At 69.8% G+C, this 17482-nt stretch carries 11 protein-coding genes and 8 pseudogenes; 8 read left to right on the top strand and 11 right to left on the bottom strand.

The window, feature by feature from the left end:
• The first annotated feature begins 2 nt into the window (after positions 1 to 2).
• Together G4G29_RS14090 and G4G29_RS14095 are read left to right on the top strand one after the other, a co-directional pair.
• Complete coding sequence (locus G4G29_RS14090) at positions 3 to 467, top strand: Lrp/AsnC family transcriptional regulator (RefSeq protein ID WP_183150543.1); 465 nt, start codon at positions 3 to 5, stop codon at positions 465 to 467.
• A pseudogene (locus G4G29_RS14095) lies at positions 464 to 1857 on the top strand (aspartate aminotransferase family protein). The gene G4G29_RS14090 and the pseudogene G4G29_RS14095 overlap by 4 nt, the downstream one beginning before the upstream one ends.
• Before the next feature lie 38 nt (positions 1858 to 1895).
• Here the strand turns inward: G4G29_RS14095 and G4G29_RS14100 are convergent.
• Both G4G29_RS14100 and G4G29_RS14105 read right to left on the bottom strand, forming a co-directional pair.
• Positions 1896 to 2219 (bottom strand): helix-turn-helix domain-containing protein, encoded by a 324-nt coding sequence (locus tag G4G29_RS14100; RefSeq protein ID WP_244632046.1) that lies wholly within the window; start codon positions 2217 to 2219, stop codon positions 1896 to 1898.
• Complete coding sequence (locus tag G4G29_RS14105) at positions 2212 to 3366, bottom strand: PucR family transcriptional regulator ligand-binding domain-containing protein (protein ID WP_183150544.1); 1155 nt, start codon at positions 3364 to 3366, stop codon at positions 2212 to 2214. The genes G4G29_RS14100 and G4G29_RS14105 overlap by 8 nt, the downstream gene beginning before the upstream one ends.
• Before the next feature lie 173 nt (positions 3367 to 3539).
• Here G4G29_RS14105 and G4G29_RS14110 point away from each other — a divergent pair.
• A pseudogene (locus tag G4G29_RS14110) lies at positions 3540 to 5022 on the top strand (CoA-acylating methylmalonate-semialdehyde dehydrogenase).
• Between the two features lie 11 nt (positions 5023 to 5033).
• Positions 5034 to 6419 carry an aspartate aminotransferase family protein gene (locus tag G4G29_RS14115; protein WP_183150545.1) on the top strand — a complete coding sequence of 462 codons (1386 nt, stop codon included), beginning with the start codon at positions 5034 to 5036 and terminating at the stop codon, positions 6417 to 6419.
• Between the two features lie 28 nt (positions 6420 to 6447).
• Here the strand turns inward: G4G29_RS14115 and G4G29_RS14120 are convergent.
• The 7 genes and pseudogenes from G4G29_RS14120 to G4G29_RS14140 all read right to left on the bottom strand — a co-directional run bounded on the left by G4G29_RS14120 (position 6448) and on the right by G4G29_RS14140 (position 11470).
• Positions 6448 to 7175, bottom strand: a pseudogene (locus tag G4G29_RS14120) (GntR family transcriptional regulator).
• Positions 7176 to 7208: 33 nt separating this feature from the next.
• Positions 7209 to 7987: pseudogene (locus G4G29_RS14125) on the bottom strand (3-oxoacyl-ACP reductase).
• A 39-nt stretch (positions 7988 to 8026) separates the two neighbouring features.
• Entirely contained in the window at positions 8027 to 9388 is a 1362-nt protein-coding gene (locus G4G29_RS14130; protein WP_183150546.1) for an aldehyde dehydrogenase family protein, read from the bottom strand.
• Positions 9385 to 9705, bottom strand: a pseudogene (locus G4G29_RS23500) (gamma-glutamyl-gamma-aminobutyrate hydrolase family protein); the annotation flags it as partial. The gene G4G29_RS14130 and the pseudogene G4G29_RS23500, both read right to left, overlap by 4 nt.
• Positions 9657 to 9857, bottom strand: a pseudogene (locus G4G29_RS23505) (gamma-glutamyl-gamma-aminobutyrate hydrolase family protein); the annotation flags it as partial. The pseudogenes G4G29_RS23505 and G4G29_RS23500, both read right to left, overlap by 49 nt.
• The gene (locus G4G29_RS23510; RefSeq protein WP_345941087.1) at positions 9761 to 10063 is read right to left on the bottom strand and encodes a gamma-glutamyl-gamma-aminobutyrate hydrolase family protein; all 303 of its coding nucleotides are present in this window, start codon (positions 10061 to 10063) and stop codon (positions 9761 to 9763) included. The gene G4G29_RS23510 and the pseudogene G4G29_RS23505, both read right to left, overlap by 97 nt.
• A gap of 51 nt (positions 10064 to 10114) precedes the next feature.
• The gene (locus G4G29_RS14140; RefSeq protein WP_183150547.1) at positions 10115 to 11470 is read right to left on the bottom strand and encodes a glutamine synthetase family protein; all 1356 of its coding nucleotides are present in this window, start codon (positions 11468 to 11470) and stop codon (positions 10115 to 10117) included.
• Positions 11471 to 11628: 158 nt separating this feature from the next.
• Here G4G29_RS14140 and G4G29_RS14145 point away from each other — a divergent pair, with 158 nt between their 5' ends.
• Positions 11629 to 13176, top strand: a complete 1548-nt coding sequence (locus G4G29_RS14145) for an amino acid permease (protein ID WP_183150548.1) — start codon at positions 11629 to 11631, stop codon at positions 13174 to 13176.
• 47 nt (positions 13177 to 13223) lie between these two features.
• Here the strand turns inward: G4G29_RS14145 and G4G29_RS14150 are convergent, their stop codons facing one another.
• Positions 13224 to 13496 carry a metal-sensitive transcriptional regulator gene (locus G4G29_RS14150; protein ID WP_017202671.1) on the bottom strand — a complete coding sequence of 91 codons (273 nt, stop codon included), beginning with the start codon at positions 13494 to 13496 and terminating at the stop codon, positions 13224 to 13226.
• 36 nt (positions 13497 to 13532) lie between these two features.
• Here G4G29_RS14150 and G4G29_RS14155 point away from each other — a divergent pair, with 36 nt between their 5' ends.
• From G4G29_RS14155 to G4G29_RS14165, 3 genes and pseudogenes are all read left to right on the top strand, one after another.
• The gene (locus tag G4G29_RS14155) at positions 13533 to 14810 is read left to right on the top strand and encodes a DUF445 domain-containing protein (protein ID WP_183150549.1); all 1278 of its coding nucleotides are present in this window, start codon (positions 13533 to 13535) and stop codon (positions 14808 to 14810) included.
• Between the two features lies 1 nt (position 14811).
• Positions 14812 to 15743 (top strand): annotated as a pseudogene (locus G4G29_RS14160) (arginase family protein).
• On the top strand, positions 15740 to 16276 hold the full coding sequence (locus tag G4G29_RS14165) for an AAA family ATPase (protein WP_183150550.1): 537 nt from the start codon (positions 15740 to 15742) through the stop codon (positions 16274 to 16276). Before G4G29_RS14160 ends, G4G29_RS14165 begins: the two are co-directional and overlap by 4 nt.
• Before the next feature lie 27 nt (positions 16277 to 16303).
• Here G4G29_RS14165 and hutI read toward each other — a convergent pair.
• A pseudogene (gene hutI, locus G4G29_RS14170) lies at positions 16304 to 17466 on the bottom strand (imidazolonepropionase).
• Positions 17467 to 17482 lie beyond the last annotated feature (16 nt).

The following is a 17482-nucleotide window of genomic DNA, read 5'->3' on the forward strand; positions in this document are numbered from 1 at the left end:
TCATGGGTCCGAAGAAGCATCCCTCGCTCGACGCGATCTCCAAGACCATCATCGAGCTGCTCCAGGAGGACGGTCGTCGATCGTACTCCGACATCGGACGCGTCGTCGGCCTGAGTGAGGCCGCCGTGCGGCAGCGCGTGCAGCGCCTGACCGAGTCCGGGGTGATGCAGATCGTCGCCGTGACGGATCCGATGCAACTCGGGTTCCCTCGACAGGCGATGATCGGCATCCGCGTGTCCGGCGACACGCGGCGCGTCGCGGAGGCCGTCGCGGCGATCGACGCGGTCGACTACGTGGTCATCACCGTCGGGTCCTTCGACGTGCTCGCCGAGGTGGTCTGCGAAGACGACGACGACCTGCTCGCCCTGATCAACGACGTCATCCGACCGATCGACGGCGTCCTCTCCACCGAGACCTTCATCTACGCCAAGCTGCAGAAGCAGCTCTACAACTGGGGGACCAGATGAGCACCGCCCGCACGATCCCGTCCGAGTCCGCACTGCAGACGATGGCGAAGGACCATCTCTGGATGCACTTCACGCGACAGTCGACCATGGCCGAGTCGGGTGTGCCCATCATCGTCAAAGGCGAGGGACACCGGATCTGGGACGCGAAGGGCAAAGGGTACTTCGACGGCCTCGCGGGCCTCTTCGTGGTGAATGCGGGCCATGGCCGGCGGCGTCTCGCCGAGGCTGCGGCAGCGCAGGCGTCGGAGCTGTCGTTCTTCCCGCTCTGGTCGTATGCGCACCCGGCTGCGATCGAGCTCGCCGATCGTCTCGCCGATGAGGCCCCCGGCGACCTCAACCGCGTCTTCTTCTCCACGGGCGGCGGCGAGGCGGTCGAGACCGCGTTCAAGCTGGCCAAGCACTACTGGAAGCTGCAGGGGAAGCCCGCCAAGCACAAGGTCATCTCGCGAGCGGTCGCGTACCACGGCACCCCGCAGGGAGCATTGGCGATCACCGGGATCCCGGCGATGAAGTCGATGTTCGAGCCGGTCACGCCTGGCGGCTTCCGGGTGCCGAACACGAACTTCTACCGTGCGGCCGAGATGGGCGGCCCGGCTGACGACCTCGAAGCCTTCGGTCGATGGGCCGCCGACCGCATCGAAGAGATGATCCTGTTCGAGGGGGCGGACACCGTGGCCGCGGTCTTCCTCGAACCCGTGCAGAACTCCGGCGGGTGCTTCCGCCTCCTCCCGGCTACTTCGCGCGCGTGCGCGAGATCTGCGACCGCCACGACGTCCTGCTCGTCTCGGACGAGGTGATCTGCGCGTTCGGGCGGCTCGGACACACGTTCGCGTGCACCGGTCTCGGCTACGTCCCCGACATGATCACGTGCGCCAAGGGCATGACGAGCGGGTACTCCCCCATCGGCGCCACGATCGTCAGCGACCGCGTGTACGAGCCGTTCTCCAAGGGCGACGTCTCGTTCCCGCACGGCTACACCTTCGGCGGGCACCCCGTGTCGGCTGCGGTGGCCCTGGAGAACCTGGCGATCTTCGACGAGGAAGGGCTCAACGCCCACGTGCGCGAGAACTCCCCGCTGTTCCGCACCGAGCTCGAGAAGCTGCTCGACCTGCCGCTCGTCGGCGATGTGCGCGGCGACGGGTACTTCTTCGGCATCGAGCTCGTCAAGGACAAGTCCACGAAGGAGACCTTCGACGACGCCGAGTCGGAGCGGCTGCTGCGCGGCTTCCTCTCACCCGCCCTGTTCGAGGCGGGTCTGTACTGCCGCGCCGACGACCGTGGAGATCCCGTCATCCAGCTCGCGCCTCCACTCACCGTGGGTCCGACGGAGTTCCGCGAGATCGAGCAGATCCTCCGCGATGTGCTGACGCGCGCGCAGTCGGTGCTCTGACGGGCAGGGCACCGCAGCGGGCGCAGGCGGGGCTCGGGTCAGGTGACGGGAACCGCGCTCCGTCTCGCCAGCAGCGCCAGGTGCAGCGCCGCGAGGGTCTCCCCGTCGTCGAGGTCGACCTCGAGCATCTCGCCGATCACCGCGAGGCGCTGGTAGAAGACCGAACGCGAGAGGTGACTCGCGGCCGCCGCCGCGGAACGATTGCCCGGATGGGCGACGAGCGCGGACAGCACATCGAGCAGGTCGCCGCGACGCTCGTCGTCATAGGCCACGACCGGGGCCAGCATCCGCGCACTGTGCGCGAGCAGACGTTGGTCGTCGCGCAGTGACGCGACGAAGCGCTCCAACGGCCGGTCATCCACGCGTCGCACCCGGTCCGGACTCGGAGCGATCGCTCACCGCGAGGTCTCTCGCCGCTCGCAGCGAGGCGAGCAGTCCCCGCACGTCTTCGGCGGCGGGACCGACGAAGACCGTGCGGGCGGGACCGACGATGCGCGCGGCCAGAGCATCGCTGAGCAGCAGGGATGACGGGAGTGACAGGAGGGCGACATCGTCGTCGCCCACGCGCGCGGCGACCACCGCTGCTCCGGCGCGCTGCGCCCGGGCCGCGAGCTCCGCTGCCGACTCCGCACCGCGGGCGACGATGCCGTGACAGTGCCGGCCCCGCAGCGCGAAACCACCGGCCCCGAGGCGCGCGGCGATGTCCTCCGGACTCGCGAAGCGCGCGCCGAGCAGATCGTCGATGATGCCCCGCTGGGCGAGCAGCGACCATTCCGCGTCGCCGCCATCCGCGAGGCACCCGAAGGCGAGCGCCGTCGCTCCCTGCTCGAGCACGGTGAGCCGACCAGCCGGATGTGCCGGCCCCGAGAGGGCGACGAGAGTCCCCCAGCGCACGCCGCGCGCCTGCACCGGGACGCGGTCGGCGTCGGCGAGCTGCCCGAGCGCCTGCGCCACCGGTGTCCGCAGAGTCTCATAGGCGATCACCTCGTGCGCGAGGTTCTGCAGGATCACGGGCGCGCCGAGTGCACGCGCTGTCTCCGCGACGATGACATCGGCAGGCGCACCCTGCAGGCTCAACGCGGTGAAGAGTTCGTGCAGGCGCTGTCGCTCGCCCAGTGCATCGGTCTGGGCGGCGATCAGCGACCTGTGCACCGACTCGGTCACGGCGACGAACTTGATCTCCCTGTAGAGGGCGATGAGTGCGAGCCCGACCTCTCTGCACGTCTCGGCGAGGGCTTCCGGAACCCGCGTCTGACCGGAGCCGAGCTCGACGACGATGCCCGCGACGCCCGTGCGATGAAGCGTCATGGCGAACTCGCGCAGAGCGTCGGCCGCCGTCGGCCACCCTGCTCCGGTGCTGAGCAGCAGCTCGCCGCCATCGAGCAGACGAGCGACGCCCGCGTTGTCCGAGACGTGCACCCAGCGCACATCGACGTCGAGAGCGGCGCCTCCGACGATCACCTCCGGCGCGCCGCCCTGCAGCACCGGATCGGCGAGCACGTCGGCCACGGTGAGCAATCCGTCGGTCCGGGCCGGACGATCTGTCCGGATTCCAGTCAAGTCCTGACGTTCTGACACCCTCGGACACCTTCACGCTCTGTGATCATGGAGAAACATCAGCGTACTCGACACTCAGTCAGAGTGTATGAACACCGCATTCTTCACGAGCCGGAGGAACAATCGTGGACATCGTCCGTCACGTCATCAACGGAGTGGAAGCCGCCGAGGCGGCCCGCACCGGCCAGGTCTTCGACCCCGCAACCGGCCGGGTGTCGAAGCAGGTCGCCTTCGCCTCGGCCGCCGAGGTGGAGTCCGCGATCGCCGCCGCAGAAGCAGCGCTTCCCGCATGGCGCGAGACGAGCCTGATCAAGCGCGCCGACGTCTTCTTCCGCTTGCGTCAGCTGCTCAAGGAGCGCACCCCGGAACTCGCGGCGATCGTCACCTCCGAGCACGGCAAGGTGCTCTCCGACGCTGCGGGCGAGGTGTCGCGCGGCATCGAGAACGTCGAGTTCGCCGCCGGCCTCGTGCACCTGCTCAAGGGAGAGCGCAGCGAGCAGGTCGCGCGCGGTGTCGACGTGCATTCGGTCAAGCAGCCGGTCGGCGTGGTCGCGGCGATCACGCCCTTCAACTTCCCCGTCATGGTGCCGCTGTGGATGGTGGCCTCGGCCATCGCCTGCGGCAACACGGTCGTGCTCAAGCCGAGCGAGAAGGACCCGTCGGCGGCGGTGTGGATCGCGAAGCTCTTCGCCGAGGCGGGCCTGCCCGACGGAGTGCTCAACGTCGTCAACGGCGACAAGGAGGCCGTCGATGCCCTCCTCGAGTCCCCTGAGGTGTCCGCGATCAGCTTCGTCGGGTCGACCCCGATCGCCCGCTCGATCTACCAGCGCGCGTCCGCCGCCGGCAAGCGCGTGCAGGCGCTCGGGGGCGCGAAGAATCACATGGTCGTCATGCCGGATGCCGACATCGACGCCGCGGCCGACGCCGCGGTCTCCGCCGCCTACGGCTCGGCCGGCGAGCGCTGCATGGCCGTCTCGGTGCTGGTCGCCGTGGGCGAGGTGGCCGACGACCTCGTCGCCGCGATCGCCGACCGCATCGACGGCCTCACGATCGGCGCGGGCACGGATGCCGCGAGCGAGATGGGTCCGCTCATCACGCGCGAGCACCGCGACAAGGTCGCCTCGTACGTGACAGGAGCCGAAGCGGAGGGCGCGACCGTCGTCGTGGACGGCACCACGAAGGAGTTCGATTCCGAGGGTTTCTTCCTCGGCGTCAGCCTCATCGACCAGGTCGCCCCCGGCATGAAGGTGTACGACGACGAGATCTTCGGCCCAGTGCTGTCGGTCGTCCGCGTTGACACCTACGCCGACGCGGTCGCCCTCGTGAACGCCAACGCCTACGGCAACGGCACGGCGATCTTCACGCGCGACGGCGGCACCGCCCGCCAGTACGAGTTCGACATCGAGGTCGGCATGGTCGGCGTCAACGTGCCGATCCCGGTGCCCGTCGGCGCCTACTCGTTCGGCGGCTGGAAGGACTCGCTGTTCGGCGACTCGCACATCTACGGCCCGGAGTCGGTGCACTTCTACACGCGCTCCAAGGTCGTCACCACCCGCTGGCCGGACCACACCCCCGCAGATCGACCTCGGCTTCCCGAGCAACCACTGAGCGGAGACGACATGACGACCTACACCGACCGACACGGGTTCGCGCACCCGCTGCCCGCCCCCGACGCCGAGGCGCAGGTGCGCGCGGACGACCGCGGGCACGTCTTCCACTCCTGGAGCGCGCAGGCCCTGATCGATCCGCTGCCTGTCGCCGCTGGCGAGGGTTCGACGTTCTGGGACTATCAAGGCAACGCGTACCTCGACTTCTCCAGCCAGCTCGTGAACCTCAACCTCGGCCACCAGCATCCCGACCTCGTCGCGGCGATCCAGCAGCAGGCGGGGCGTCTCGCGACGATCCAGCCGTCCATCGCGAACGATGTGCGCGGCGAGCTGGCCCGCCTGATCGCCGAGGTCGCGCCGGACGGACTGGAGAAGGTGTTCTTCACCAACGGCGGCGCCGAGGCCAACGAGTACGCGGTGCGCATGGCCCGCCAGTTCACCGGCCGCCGCAAGGTGCTCTCGATGTACCGCAGCTACCACGGCTCCACCTCGACCGCGATCTCGCTGACCGGCGACCCGCGCCGCTGGGCGAACGACACCGTCGACTCCGGAGCGGTGCGCTTCTTCGGCCCTTACCTGTATCGCTCCCCCTTCCACGCGGAGACTCCGGAGCAGGAGTCGGAGCGGGCACTGGCGCACCTGGAGCAGACGATCCAGCTCGAGGGTCCGCAGACCATCGCGGCGATCATCATCGAGACGGTCGTGGGGACGAACGGCGTGCTCGTGCCGCCGCCCGGCTACCTGCAGGGCGTGCGCGAGCTGTGCGACCGTCACGGCATCGTGTACATCGCCGACGAGGTGATGGTCGGCTTCGGTCGGCTCGGCGAATGGTTCGGCATCGACGCGTTCGACGGCCGCCCCGACCTGATCACCTTCGCGAAGGGCGTGAACTCGGGCTACGTGCCGCTCGGCGGTGTGGTGATCTCCGACCGCATCGCGAGCGCCTTCGACACGATGCCCTTCGCGGGCGGACTCACCTACTCCGGACACCCTCTCGCGTGCGCGGCCGGCGTCGCCACGTTCGAGGTGTTCCGCCGCGACGGCATCCTCGAACGTGTGGATCTCGGCGCGCGTATCGTCGAGCCGACCGTGCGCTCCTGGGCCGAGAGGCACCCGAGCGTCGGCGATGTGCGGGGCCTCGGTCTGTTCTGGGCGGTCGAGCTGGTCCGCGACGCCGAGACGCGCGAGCCGCTCGTGCCGTTCAACGCCGCAGGGGCGGACGCCGCGCCGATGGGAGCATTCGCGGCCGCCGCGAAGAAGGCGGGGGTCTGGCCCTTCACGCACTTCAACCGCGTGCACGTCGCTCCACCCCTGGTGATCGACGAGGACGAGCTCGTGCGCGGACTCGCCGCGATCGACGAGGCGCTGACCGTGACGGACGAGGCCGCCGCGCGCTGACCCGAGGGGCGTGCCGACCCCGACCAGGTCAGATCAGGAAGCCCCGCAGCAGCGCCTCCGACCCGGCCAGATGGTCGCGCATCGCCGCCTCGGCGGCGTCGGGGCGTCCGGCCAGGATGGCCGACACGATGCTCTCGTGCTGCTCTCCTGAGTGCTGGATGTTCCGCGGCATGAGCGGGAACGTGTCGAGCCAGGCGTTGACGTCGGCCCTGTTCTCGGCCACGAGTGCGACGAGCGAGGGGATGCCGGCGGCCTCCGCGATCGCCAGATGCAGCAGCGTGTCGAGGCGCCGGTACTCCTCGGGTCCCGCCGGCAGCGCGGCCTCGTGCCGTGCCCAGAGGTCGGCGCGGGTGGCGGCGTCGAGCGTCCGACTCGCGGCGGCTCTGGCAGACCCGGCTTCGAGCACGCGGCGGAGTCCGAGGACATCGTCGAGGTGTTCGGGGGCGACGGCCGAGGACACCGACGGATGCGGGAGCGGATCAGCCACGAACGTCCCGCCGTACCGACCTCGGCGGGGCAGGAGGTAGCCGGTGTCGGCGAGTTCGCGGATCGCCTCCCGCACGGTGTCTCGGCTGACCCCGAACGAGGCGGCGAGCTCGCGCTCCGGCGGCAGCGACTCCCCGGCGCGACCACGCCGAGCCGGATCGTCTGCACGAGCCGGGCCACCGCGTCCTCGAGGGCGTTGCCACGCCGCAGCGGCCGGTAGACCGCCTTCCGCACCTCGACGAGGTCGCCGTCGGAGGAGTGCTCGCTCATGCCTTCACCCTGTCACAGCGAGGTGGGGGTCGCTCACAGCGGCGTGACGTAGGCGTTGGTGATGCCGCCGTCGACCACGAACGCGCTGGCGGTGATGAACGAGGAGTCGTCGGAGGCGAGGAAGGCGACCGCGGCCGCGAGCTCCTCCGGCTCGGCGAATCGTCCCATCGGCACGTGCACGAGACGTCGTCGTGCGCGCTCCGGGTCCTGGCGAACAGCTCCTGCAGCAGCGGCGTGTTCACCGGTCCGGGGCACAGGGCGTTCACTCGCACACCCTGGCGGGCGAACTGCACACCCAGCTCGCGCGACATCGCGAGGACCCCGCCCTTGGACGCGGTGTAGCTGATCTGCGAAGTCGCCGACCCCAGCAGCGCCACGAACGACGCGGTGTTGATGATCGACCCGCGTCCGGCGGGGACCATGTGCCGCAGCGCCGCGCGGCTGCACAGGTACACGCTCTTGAGATTGACGTCCTGCACCCGGTCCCATGCGGGGAGCTCCGTGGTCTCGATCGAGTCATCATCGGCAGGAGAGATGCCCGCGTTGTTGAACGCGATGTCGATGCGCCCGAACTCCTCCGCGACGCCGTCGAACAACGCGTTCACCTTCGCTTCATCGGCGACGTCGACCGGACGGAACGCCCCGCCCACCTCGGCCGCCGCCGCCTCACCGGTCGTCGGGTCGACATCGGCGATCACGACGAAGGCTCCCTCGGCGGCGAAGCGCTTGGCGGTGGCGAACCCGATGCCGCTCGCACCGCCGGTGATGATGGCGACGCGATCGCGGAGTCGTTGGGTCAGGTCGATGCTCATGAGGGTTCTCCGTTCCGGATGGGGTGGGTTGCGCGGCGATCAGAGGTCGTCGGTCGCGAAGAAGACGTTCTTGGTCTCGGTGAAGTGCTCGGCCGCGTCCGGGCCGAGCTCCCGCCCGAGGCCCGACGCCTTCATGCCGCCGAAGGGGGTGGCGTAGCGCACCGAGGAGTGGGAGTTCACCGAGAGCACCCCGCTGCGCACACCCCGCGCGACGCGCACGCCGCGGCTCAGGTTCTGCGTCCATACCGACCCGGCGAGGCCGTAGATCGTGTCGTTCGCCAGGCGGATCGCGTCGGCTTCGTCCTCGAAGGGCATCACTGCGACGACGGGCCCGAACACCTCCTGCTGCGCGATCCGATCGGCGGGATCGGCGAGCACCACGGCCGGGGCGAACCAGAACCCGTCCCCCTCGGGCGCCGTGCCACGGAAGGCGATGTCGGCGCCGTCGAGGAACGAGGCGACGGTGTCGCGGTGCCCCGCCGAGATGAGGGGTCCCATGTCGGTGTCGTCTCGTCCAGGATCCCCGACGCGCCACGCGGCCACGGCGGGCTCGAGGAGTTCGAGGAAGCGGTCGTAGACCGAGCGCTGCACGAGCAGTCGGCTGCGGGCGCAGCAGTCCTGGCCGGCGTTGTCGAACACGGAGCCGGGGACACCTGCCGCCGCCTGTTCGAGGTCGGCGTCGGCGAAGACGATGTTCGCGCTCTTACCGCCGAGTTCGAGCGTGACCGGCTTGAGCGCCCGCGCGCACCCGGCCGCGACCTCGATGCCCACCTCGGTCGAGCCGGTGAAGACGACTTTGCGCACGTCGGGGTGCTCGACCAGGCGCTGGCCGACGACCGATCCGGAGCCCGTGACGACTTCGAACAGTCCCTCGGGCAGACCGGCCTCACGTGCGAGCTCGCCCAGACGGATCGCCGTGAGCGGGGTCAACTCCGCCGGCTTCAGCACCACGGCGTTGCCCGCGGCGAGCGCGGGCGCGAACGCCCACGACGCGATCGTCATCGGGAAGTTCCATGGCACGATGACACCGACCACGCCATACGGGTCGTGGAAGGTGACGTCGAGTCCGCCGGCCACCGGGATCTGCCGCCCGGACAGGCGTTCGGGGTCGGCGGAGTAGTAGTTCAGCACCTGGGCGACGTGCGCTGCCTCCCATCGCGCGGAGCCGATCGGATGCCCGGAGTTGCGCACCTCCAGCTGCGCCAGCTCCTCGGCCGCGCCCTCGACGGCACGGGCGAAGGCCCTGAGCGCATCGGCGCGGGCGACCGGAGCGAGGGCCGCCCACCGGCGCTGTGCGGCGACGGCACGCGCGATGGCGGCATCGGTCTCGGCGACATCGGCGCGTGCCACCTCGCGGATCGCCGTGCCGGTCGACGGGTTGATGACGGTGAACGCGCTCATCGGGCGCCCTCCTTCCGACCCGCGGCGAACACGCGAGCCTGTGAGACGAGATCTTCGAAGAGGCGCCGGTCCTCGGCGTTCTCCTCCGGGTGCCACTGGATGCCGACCACGTGTCCGCCCGACGTGTCGACGAACGCCTGGACGAGCCCGTCGTCGGAACGCGCCGCGGCGATCAGCCCCTCACCGAGGCGGTCGATGCCCTGATGGTGGTAGCTGTGGACGCGCGCGTCGCCGGCGCCGAGGACCCCCGCCAACGCCGTGTCGTCCGTCACCTCGATGTCGTTCTCGGCGAAGACACCCCTCCGAGGCGGTAGCGCTCGGTGCCGAGCGACTCGGGCAGGTGCTGCTGCAGCGTCCCGCCGCGGGCCACGTTCACGAGCTGCAGACCACGGCAGATCGCGAGCACCGGCATCCGGCGCCGCTCCGCCGCCCGGAACAGGGCGAGCTCCCACGCATCGCGATCGACGCGGGCGGGGTCGGTGAGCGGATGCCGCTCCGCGCCGTAGAGCTCGGGCGCGACGTCGGCACCCCGGAGAGGATCAGCCCGTCCATCCCCGCGATGGCCGCATCCGCCGCGTCTGGGTCCTGCGGGGGCAGCAGCAGGGCGATGCCGCCCGACGCGGTCACCCCGGTCAGGTACTGCTCGGGAAGGAACGCGGCGCGCACATCCCACACCCCTGCTGCGCCCGTTCGAGGTAGGTCGTGACGCCGATCAGCGGGGCGGGGTCAGAGCCGTTCGAAACCACGGATGCGCTCCCAATCGGTGACGGCGGCGTCGTAGGCCTCGACCTCGATGCGTGCCTGGTTCAGGTAGTGGTCCACGACATCGTCGCCGAACGCCTCGCGCGCGATGGTCGAGGCGCTGAACAGCTGCGCAGCCTCGCGGAGGGTGGTGGGCAGGTGCTCGACCCCGGCCTCGTACGCGTTGCCGGTGAAGCGCTCGGGCAGCGGAAGCTCGTTCTCGATGCCGTACAGGCCACCGGCGATGATGGCAGAGATGCCGAGGTACGGATTGACGTCGCCGCCCGGCACCCGGTTCTCGACCCGTAGTCCCGACCCCGAGCCGATCACCCGCAGGGCGCACGTGCGGTTGTCGATGCCCCAGGCCACCCCGGTCGGGGCGAAGCTGCCCTTGGCGAAGCGCTTGTAGGAGTTGATGTTGGGCGCGTAGAGCAGGGTGAACTCGCGCAAGGTGGCGAGGATGCCGGCGATCCAGTGCTCCATGACGGGGCTGAATCCGTGCTCGCCGTCGCCGGCCATGACCGGTGTGCCGTCCTCAGCGCGCAGCGAGAGGTGGATGTGGCAGCTGTTGCCCTCCCGCTCGTTGAACTTGGCCATGAAGGTGAGTGCCTGCCCGTGCTGCTCCGCGATCTCCTTCGCGCCGTTCTTGTAGAGCGCGTGCTGGTCGGCGGTCTCGCGCACTTCGGCGTAGCGGAACGCGATCTCCTGCTGGCCGAGGTTGCACTCCCCCTTCACGCCTTCGCAGTACAAGCCCGCCCCGTCCATACTGTTGCGGATGTCGCGCAGCAGCGGCTCGAGCCTGGTCGAGGCGAGCAGGTTGTAGTCGACGTTGTAGTCGGTCGACGGGGTCAGCCCCTCGTACTTGCGGGCCCAGGCGTCGCGATAGGTGTTGTCGAAAACGATGAACTCGAGCTCTGTGCCCGAGAACGCAATCCAGCCCCGCTCGGCGAGACGGTCGCGCTGACGATCCAGGATGGCCCGCGGGGAGGGCCCGACCGGCTCCCCGTTCCCCCACACGAGGTCGGCGATCACGAGCGCGGTGCCGGCGAGCCACGGGATCCGTCGCAGCGTCGCCACGTCCGGCCGCAGCACCATGTCGCCGTACCCGCGGTCCCACCCCGACATCGCGTAGCCGTCGACCGTGTTCATGTCGACGTCGACCGACAGCAGGTAGTCGCAGGCCTCGGCGCCGTGATGCAGGATGTCCTCCTGGAAGAGCCGGGCGGAGACCCGTTTGCCGACCAGCCGTCCCTGCGCATCGGCGAAGGCCACGATCACCGTGTCGATCTCGCCGGCGGCGATGCCGGCATCCAGCTGCTCGATGCTCAGGTTTCCCGACATCTTCTCGCTCCCGTCGTCGTGGTGAAGCGATCGTCCGACCGGCTTCGCCCTCAGAGTAGATCACCTCGCGGTTTAAAGGTAGACGAAACCACCATTGACTGCCACAATCATGCCCAAGGTGCACCCGGCGCCTGTGTGTGCATGCGAACGGAGAGCGGATGTCTGAGCAGAGCAATGAATCTCGCAAGGTCGCTGGGGCGACCTATACACGGGCCGGGAGCGAGTACTTCGAGAAACGGACCCTGAAGCGCTCGGCCGGCGTCTGGGGCCTGTGGGGTCTCGCGGTGGCCGCGGTCATCTCCGGCGACTTCTCCGGATGGAACTTCGGCATCGACTTCGCCGGCTTCGGCGGCATGCTCATCGCATTCGTGATCCTCGTGCTGATGTACTACGGGATGATCTTCGCGATCGGCGAGATGGCGGCCATGATGCCGCACACCGGCGGCGCGTACTCGTTCGCCCGCTCCGCGATGGGGCCGTGGGGCGGCTTGGTGACGGGAGCAGCGGAGACGATCGAGTATGTGGCGACCACGGCGGTGATCGTCTACTTCTCGGCGTCGTATGCGAACGGCATCACCAGCGAGCTGCTGGGACTCGAGCTGCCGGGGTGGGTCTGGTACCTCATCCTCTACATCGTCTTCATCGCCTTGAATTCGGCGGGAGCGGCGATCTCGTTCCGCTTCGCGATCGTCGTCTCGATCATCTCGATCGGCATCATCGTGGTGTTCTCGCTGATGGCGATCTTCTCCGGCGCCTTCAGCTGGGATGCACTGTGGGACATCGCCCCCGACCCCGGCCAGACCGAGTTCCTGCCGCACGGCGTGCTGCCGATCCTGTTCGCCCTGCCCTTCGCGATGTGGTTCTTCCTGGGGATCGAAGAACTGCCCCTCGCCGCGGAGGAATCGCACAACCCGACGCGCGACATCCCGAAGGCCGGGTTCTGGGCCCGTGGCACCCTCATCGTCACCGGTCTCCTGGTGCTGTTCCTCAACACCGGCGTGATCGGTGCAGAGGCGACCGGCACGGCCGGGGAGCCGCTGCTCGACGGCTTCCGCGCGATCGTCGGCGACCAGCTCGCCGCGGTGCTGGCGCTCTTCGCCCTGATCGGCCTGCTCGCCTCGCTGCAGGGCATCATGTTCGCCTACGGCCGCAACATGTACTCCCTCTCGCGCGCCGGCTACTACCCGCGATTCCTCTCCCTCACCGGCACGCGGCAGACGCCATGGGTGGCCCTGGTCATCGGCGCGGCCATCGGCTTCGTCGCCCTCATCGTCCTCGACGTCCTCGCGGCGGTCGACGCCGAGGGCGCAGGAACCGTCGCCGGTGCGATCGTGTTGAACATCGCCGTCTGGGGCGCGGTGCTCGCCTACGGGCTCCAGCTGGTGTCGTTCATGATCCTGCGGAAGAAGTACCCGGACGTCGAGCGCCCGTACCGCAGCCCGTGGGGCATCCCCGGTGCGGCACTCGCACTGGTGATCGCCGCGCTCATCTTCGTCGGCTTCCTGCTGAACCCGACGTTCGGCCCGGCGATCATCGCCATCGCGATCGTGTACGTGGTGATCCTGCTCGGCTTCGGACTCTTCTTCCGCCACCGCCTGGTGCTCTCGCCCGAGGAGGAGTACGCCATCTCGGGCGGATCGCACGGCGACCCGCAGGCCGAGGGATACGACGCCATGGAGGACGAAGTGTTCGACGGCGGCAGGTGAGCCCGCCCGCAGCGCCTCGACGTCCACGTCGGGGCGCTGCGTCGTGTCTACTTGCGGTCGAAGTCGAACGCCTTGAGGAGCTCGAGCACCGCCTTGTCGCGTTCCTCGCCGCCCTCGTCGAACATGTGGGTGACGTGCGTGCGCAGGTGGTTCTCCAGCAGCAGCCGATTCAACGACTCGAGGGATCGCTGGATCGCGCGGGACTGCGTGATGATGTCCATGCAGTACTCCTCGTTCTCGATCATCCGCGCGACCCCGCGCATCTGCCCCTCGAGGATGCTGGTGCGGTGCAGGGCACGCTTCTTGATGTCTTCGATCACGTCTCGAGGGTACTCGCCTCGTGAAAGGATGACGTCATGCCGCGAACACCGATGACGCAGCTCTCCCCCGCCGACCAGGAACGGCTTCGTGCCCTGCGCCGCATGAAAGCCGTCGCCCTCGGGGCGCTCGTGTTCATGGCCGTCGTCTTCGTGTTCGCCTTCGCGTTCCAGCAGCGTGTCGACTGGTTGGCGTACGTCCGCGCCGCCGCAGAGGGCGGCATGGTCGGTGCGCTGGCGGACTGGTTCGCGGTGACCGCGCTCTTCCGTCGGCCGCTCGGACTGCCCATCCCGCACACCGCGATCATCCCGAGCCGCAAGGACGAGATCGGCCGCACGCTCGGCGAGTTCGTCGAGACCAACTTCCTGGCGGGCGACGTCGTCCGCACCAAGCTGTCGAGCACGCACATCGCCCTCCGCGCCGGCGAGTGGTTGCGCGAGGCTCCGCACGCCGAGCGGGTCGGGGCGGAGGGAGCCACGATCGCGACGGCGGTGCTCAACGCCTTGAGCGACGACGACGTGCGCGACCTGATCACCGACCTCGCGCGCGAGCACCTGGTGACCCCGGAGTGGGGACCGCCGGCCGGTGCCTGGCTCGAGAAGATCGTCGAGGCGGACGCCCACCACGGGGCGGTCGACCTCGCCGCCGACAGCATCGCACGCTGGCTCGACGCGAACGCCGAGTCGTTCACGGGGCTCGTCTCGCGACGGCTCCCCGGCTGGGTGCCGAAACTGGCGCATCGCTTCGTCGACGACACGGTCTACCACGAGGCGGTCAAGTTCGTGCATGCCGTGCAGGCCGACCCGCGTCATCCCGCCCGCCTCGCCGTCGACGGCTACCTCGCACGGTTGGCGGACAACCTGCAGAACGACCCGGTGACGCGAGCGAAGCTCGAGAACGCGAAGGCATCGCTGTTCGACAGTCCCCGCGTCGGGGCGTTGGCAGCCGAGGCGTGGAACACCGCGAAGAACGGACTGCTCACCGCTCTCGCCGACCCCGAGAGCGGACTCCGCCGTCGCGCCGTCCAGGCCCTCCAGGAGGTGGGCGAGCGCCTCACGACAGACACGGCCCTGCAGCACCGCGTCGACACCTGGGTGTCTGATGCGGCCGTGTTCCTGGTCGACCGCTACCGCCACGACATCGCGTCGATCATCACGGACACCGTCGAACGCTGGGACCCGGCCGAGACCACGGAGAAGATCGAGCTCATGGTGGGACGCGACCTGCAGTACATCCGCTTGAACGGCACGTTCGTCGGCGCTCTCGCCGGTCTCGCCATCTTCGCCGTCGCCCACGCCCTGATCCCCGGAGTCTGATATGACCCCCGCATCCCGTCCGCTGAGCCACGATCCGCTCTGGCCCCGCGCCGGCTCCTGGCCCGCCTTCGCGGGTGCCGCCGATGCCGTGCTGCTCGGAGTGCCGACCTGGCGCACCTCGCTCTCGCCCACCGGCGCACACGCCACACCGGCGGCGATCCGTGACGCCCTACCCCGCTACGGAACCGCCCTGATGGGACCGCCCGCGGTCGAGCTCGGCGACGTTCTGCACATCGCGGATGCGGGCGACGTAGCAGACCCCGACGGCGCCGCAGGCGAAGCGCGCGTGATCGCGCGGGTGCGCGACCTCACCGCTGCGTCACGACTCGTGGTCGCACTCGGCGGCGACAACTCGCTCACGTACCCGGTGGCGCTCGGAGCCGAAGCGACCGGCCTGATCACGTTCGATGCGCACTTCGACCTGCGCGACGGCATCTCGAACGGCACGCCGGTGCGCCGCCTCGTCGAAGACGACCCCGCCGCGTCGGCGCTGTCGACCGCACGGATCGACACGACGAGGATCGTGCAGATCGGCATCGCCGACTTCGCGAACTCGGTGGCCTACGCCCGCCGCGCGGCCGAGTGGGGCATCAGGGTCATCACGCTCGACGAGCTCCGCCGCCGCGGGATCGACGACGTGGTCGCCGAGGCCGTCGAGATCGCCGGCGCCGGACAGGATCCCCGCGTCCACCTCGACATCGACGTCGACGTCTGCGACCGATCCGTCGCCCCCGGGTGCCCCGCGAGCGTGCCGGGCGGTCTGCAGGCGTGGAGCTGCGCGCGCTCACCCGCGCCGTCGCCGCCGACAGCCGCGTCGTGAGCGCCGACCTCGCCGAGGTCGATGCGACCGCCGACGCCGACGACGCCCGCACGGTCCGGCTGGCCGCGCTGTGCGTGCTGGAGCTGCTCGCCGGTCTCTCCGCACGCTCATGAGGATCGTCGTCTCCGGAACGCACGCGAGCGGCAAGAGCACCCTGATCTCGGACTTCCACGCCGCGCACCCCGAGTACCTCGTGCTGGGCGACCCCTTCGACGACCTCGAGAGCGAGACTGACGACGCGACCGGCGAGTCGAGCTTCGCCGGTCAGCTGCGCATCTCCGCGACCCGCCTTCACGAGCACGCGGATCAGGCGCATCTCCTCGCCGAACGGAGTCCCCTCGACTTCGCCGCCTACCTCATCGCGCTGGAGGCGTTGGGCCGCAGTTCCGGCGCCCTCATCCCCCGCGCGGTGCAGATCGCCGCAGACGCCCTCTCGTCCATCGACCTCGCCGTGCTGGTACCGCTCGACGCCCGGCATCCCATCCACGTGCCGTCGGACGAAGACCCGGAGCTCCGCGAGGCGATGGACCTGGCACTGCTCGAACTCGCGGACGACATCGAGCACGACGTGGCGTCGCGGTTCCTGATCGTCGCGGGAGAACGTGCGACGAGGTTGCGCTCCGTGCAGGAGGCCGTCCGGCGGTGAACGGCCGCTCCCGTGTCGGAGCCGAGCTCAGCCGATCGCCCGACCGTCCTTCCACACCCGACGCACGAGCGGCACGCCGGGGCGGTACGCGAGATGGATGCGGGTCGGCGCATCGAGCAGCACGAGGTCGGCCCTCGCGCCCGGAGCGATCACACCGATGTCGTCGCGGCGTAGTGCCCTCGCCCCACCGGCGGTCGCCGCCCACACCGCCTCCGCCGGGGTCATGCCCATGTCCCGTACGGCGACGGCGATGCAGAACGACATCGACGAGGTGAAGCTCGACCGGGGTTCGTGTCGCACGCGAGAGCCACGGTCACCCCCGCATCGATCAGACGCCGTGCGTCGGGATAGGGCTGCCGTGTCGAGAACTCGACACCGGGCAGCAGCGTGAGCACGGTGGCCGAGCCGGCGAGCGCTTCGACGTCGGCATCCGTCAGGTACGTGCCGTGATCGATGGATGCCGCGCCCAGCTCGACGGCGAGCCGCACGCCCTCGCCCGGTCCGAGCTGGCTGGCGTGCACGCGTGGCACGAGCCCGCGGGCGACGCCGGCCTCCAGCACACGCCGCGACTGCGCAACCGTGAACGCCCCGGTCTCGCAGAACACGTCGATCCACTTCGCGTGCGGCGCGCAGACGTCGAGCATGGGCCCGGTCACCAGGTCGACATAGGCGTCGGGGGCGTCGACGTACTCGGCGGGCACGACATGCGCCCCGAGGAACGTCACCTCGGGAGTGACCTCGGCGGCGAGCCGGACGAGACGCCCCTCGTCGGCGACGCTCAGTCCGTATCCGCTCTTGATCTCGACGGTGGTCGTCCCCTGCGCGAGCATCTCGTCGACGAAACCCCGCAGTCGGGTCCGCAGCTCCTCGTCGCTCGCCGCGCGGGTGGCGGCGACGGTCGAGCGGATGCCGCCGGCCGCATACTTCTGCCCGGCCATCCGCGCCTCGAACTCCGCCGCTCTGTCGCCGGCGAAGACCAGGTGGCTGTGGCTGTCGACGAATCCGGGGATCACGGCGCGACCGCTGCCGTCGACGATCTCGTCCGCCGTCGGTGCGTCTGCGGAGGCCCCGACCCAGGCGATGCGGCCGTCGTCGATCAGGACGGCCGCATCGCCCTTCGTGCCGCAGGGATCGCCGGCCGAGGCGACGTTGGTGGTCAACTCCGCGATGTCGGTGATCAGCGTGCGCATCGCCGCTCCTCTCGTC

The sequence above is a fragment of the Microbacterium sp. Se63.02b genome, assembly GCF_014171575.1.
In the GTDB taxonomy this organism is placed as follows: domain Bacteria; phylum Actinomycetota; class Actinomycetes; order Actinomycetales; family Microbacteriaceae; genus Microbacterium.

Coding starts and splice junctions, on each gene's coding strand:
- G4G29_RS14165 (WP_183150550.1), top strand. CDS start 15,740: ATGAGGATCGTCGTCTCCGGAACGCACGCGAGCGGCAAGAGCACCCTG.
- G4G29_RS14155 (WP_183150549.1), top strand. CDS start 13,533: ATGCCGCGAACACCGATGACGCAGCTCTCCCCCGCCGACCAGGAACGG.
- G4G29_RS14090 (WP_183150543.1), top strand. CDS start 3: ATGGGTCCGAAGAAGCATCCCTCGCTCGACGCGATCTCCAAGACCATC.
- G4G29_RS14115 (WP_183150545.1), top strand. CDS start 5,034: ATGACGACCTACACCGACCGACACGGGTTCGCGCACCCGCTGCCCGCC.
- G4G29_RS14130 (WP_183150546.1), bottom strand. CDS start 9,388: ATGAGCGCGTTCACCGTCATCAACCCGTCGACCGGCACGGCGATCCGC.
- G4G29_RS14145 (WP_183150548.1), top strand. CDS start 11,629: ATGTCTGAGCAGAGCAATGAATCTCGCAAGGTCGCTGGGGCGACCTAT.
- G4G29_RS14140 (WP_183150547.1), bottom strand. CDS start 11,470: ATGTCGGGAAACCTGAGCATCGAGCAGCTGGATGCCGGCATCGCCGCC.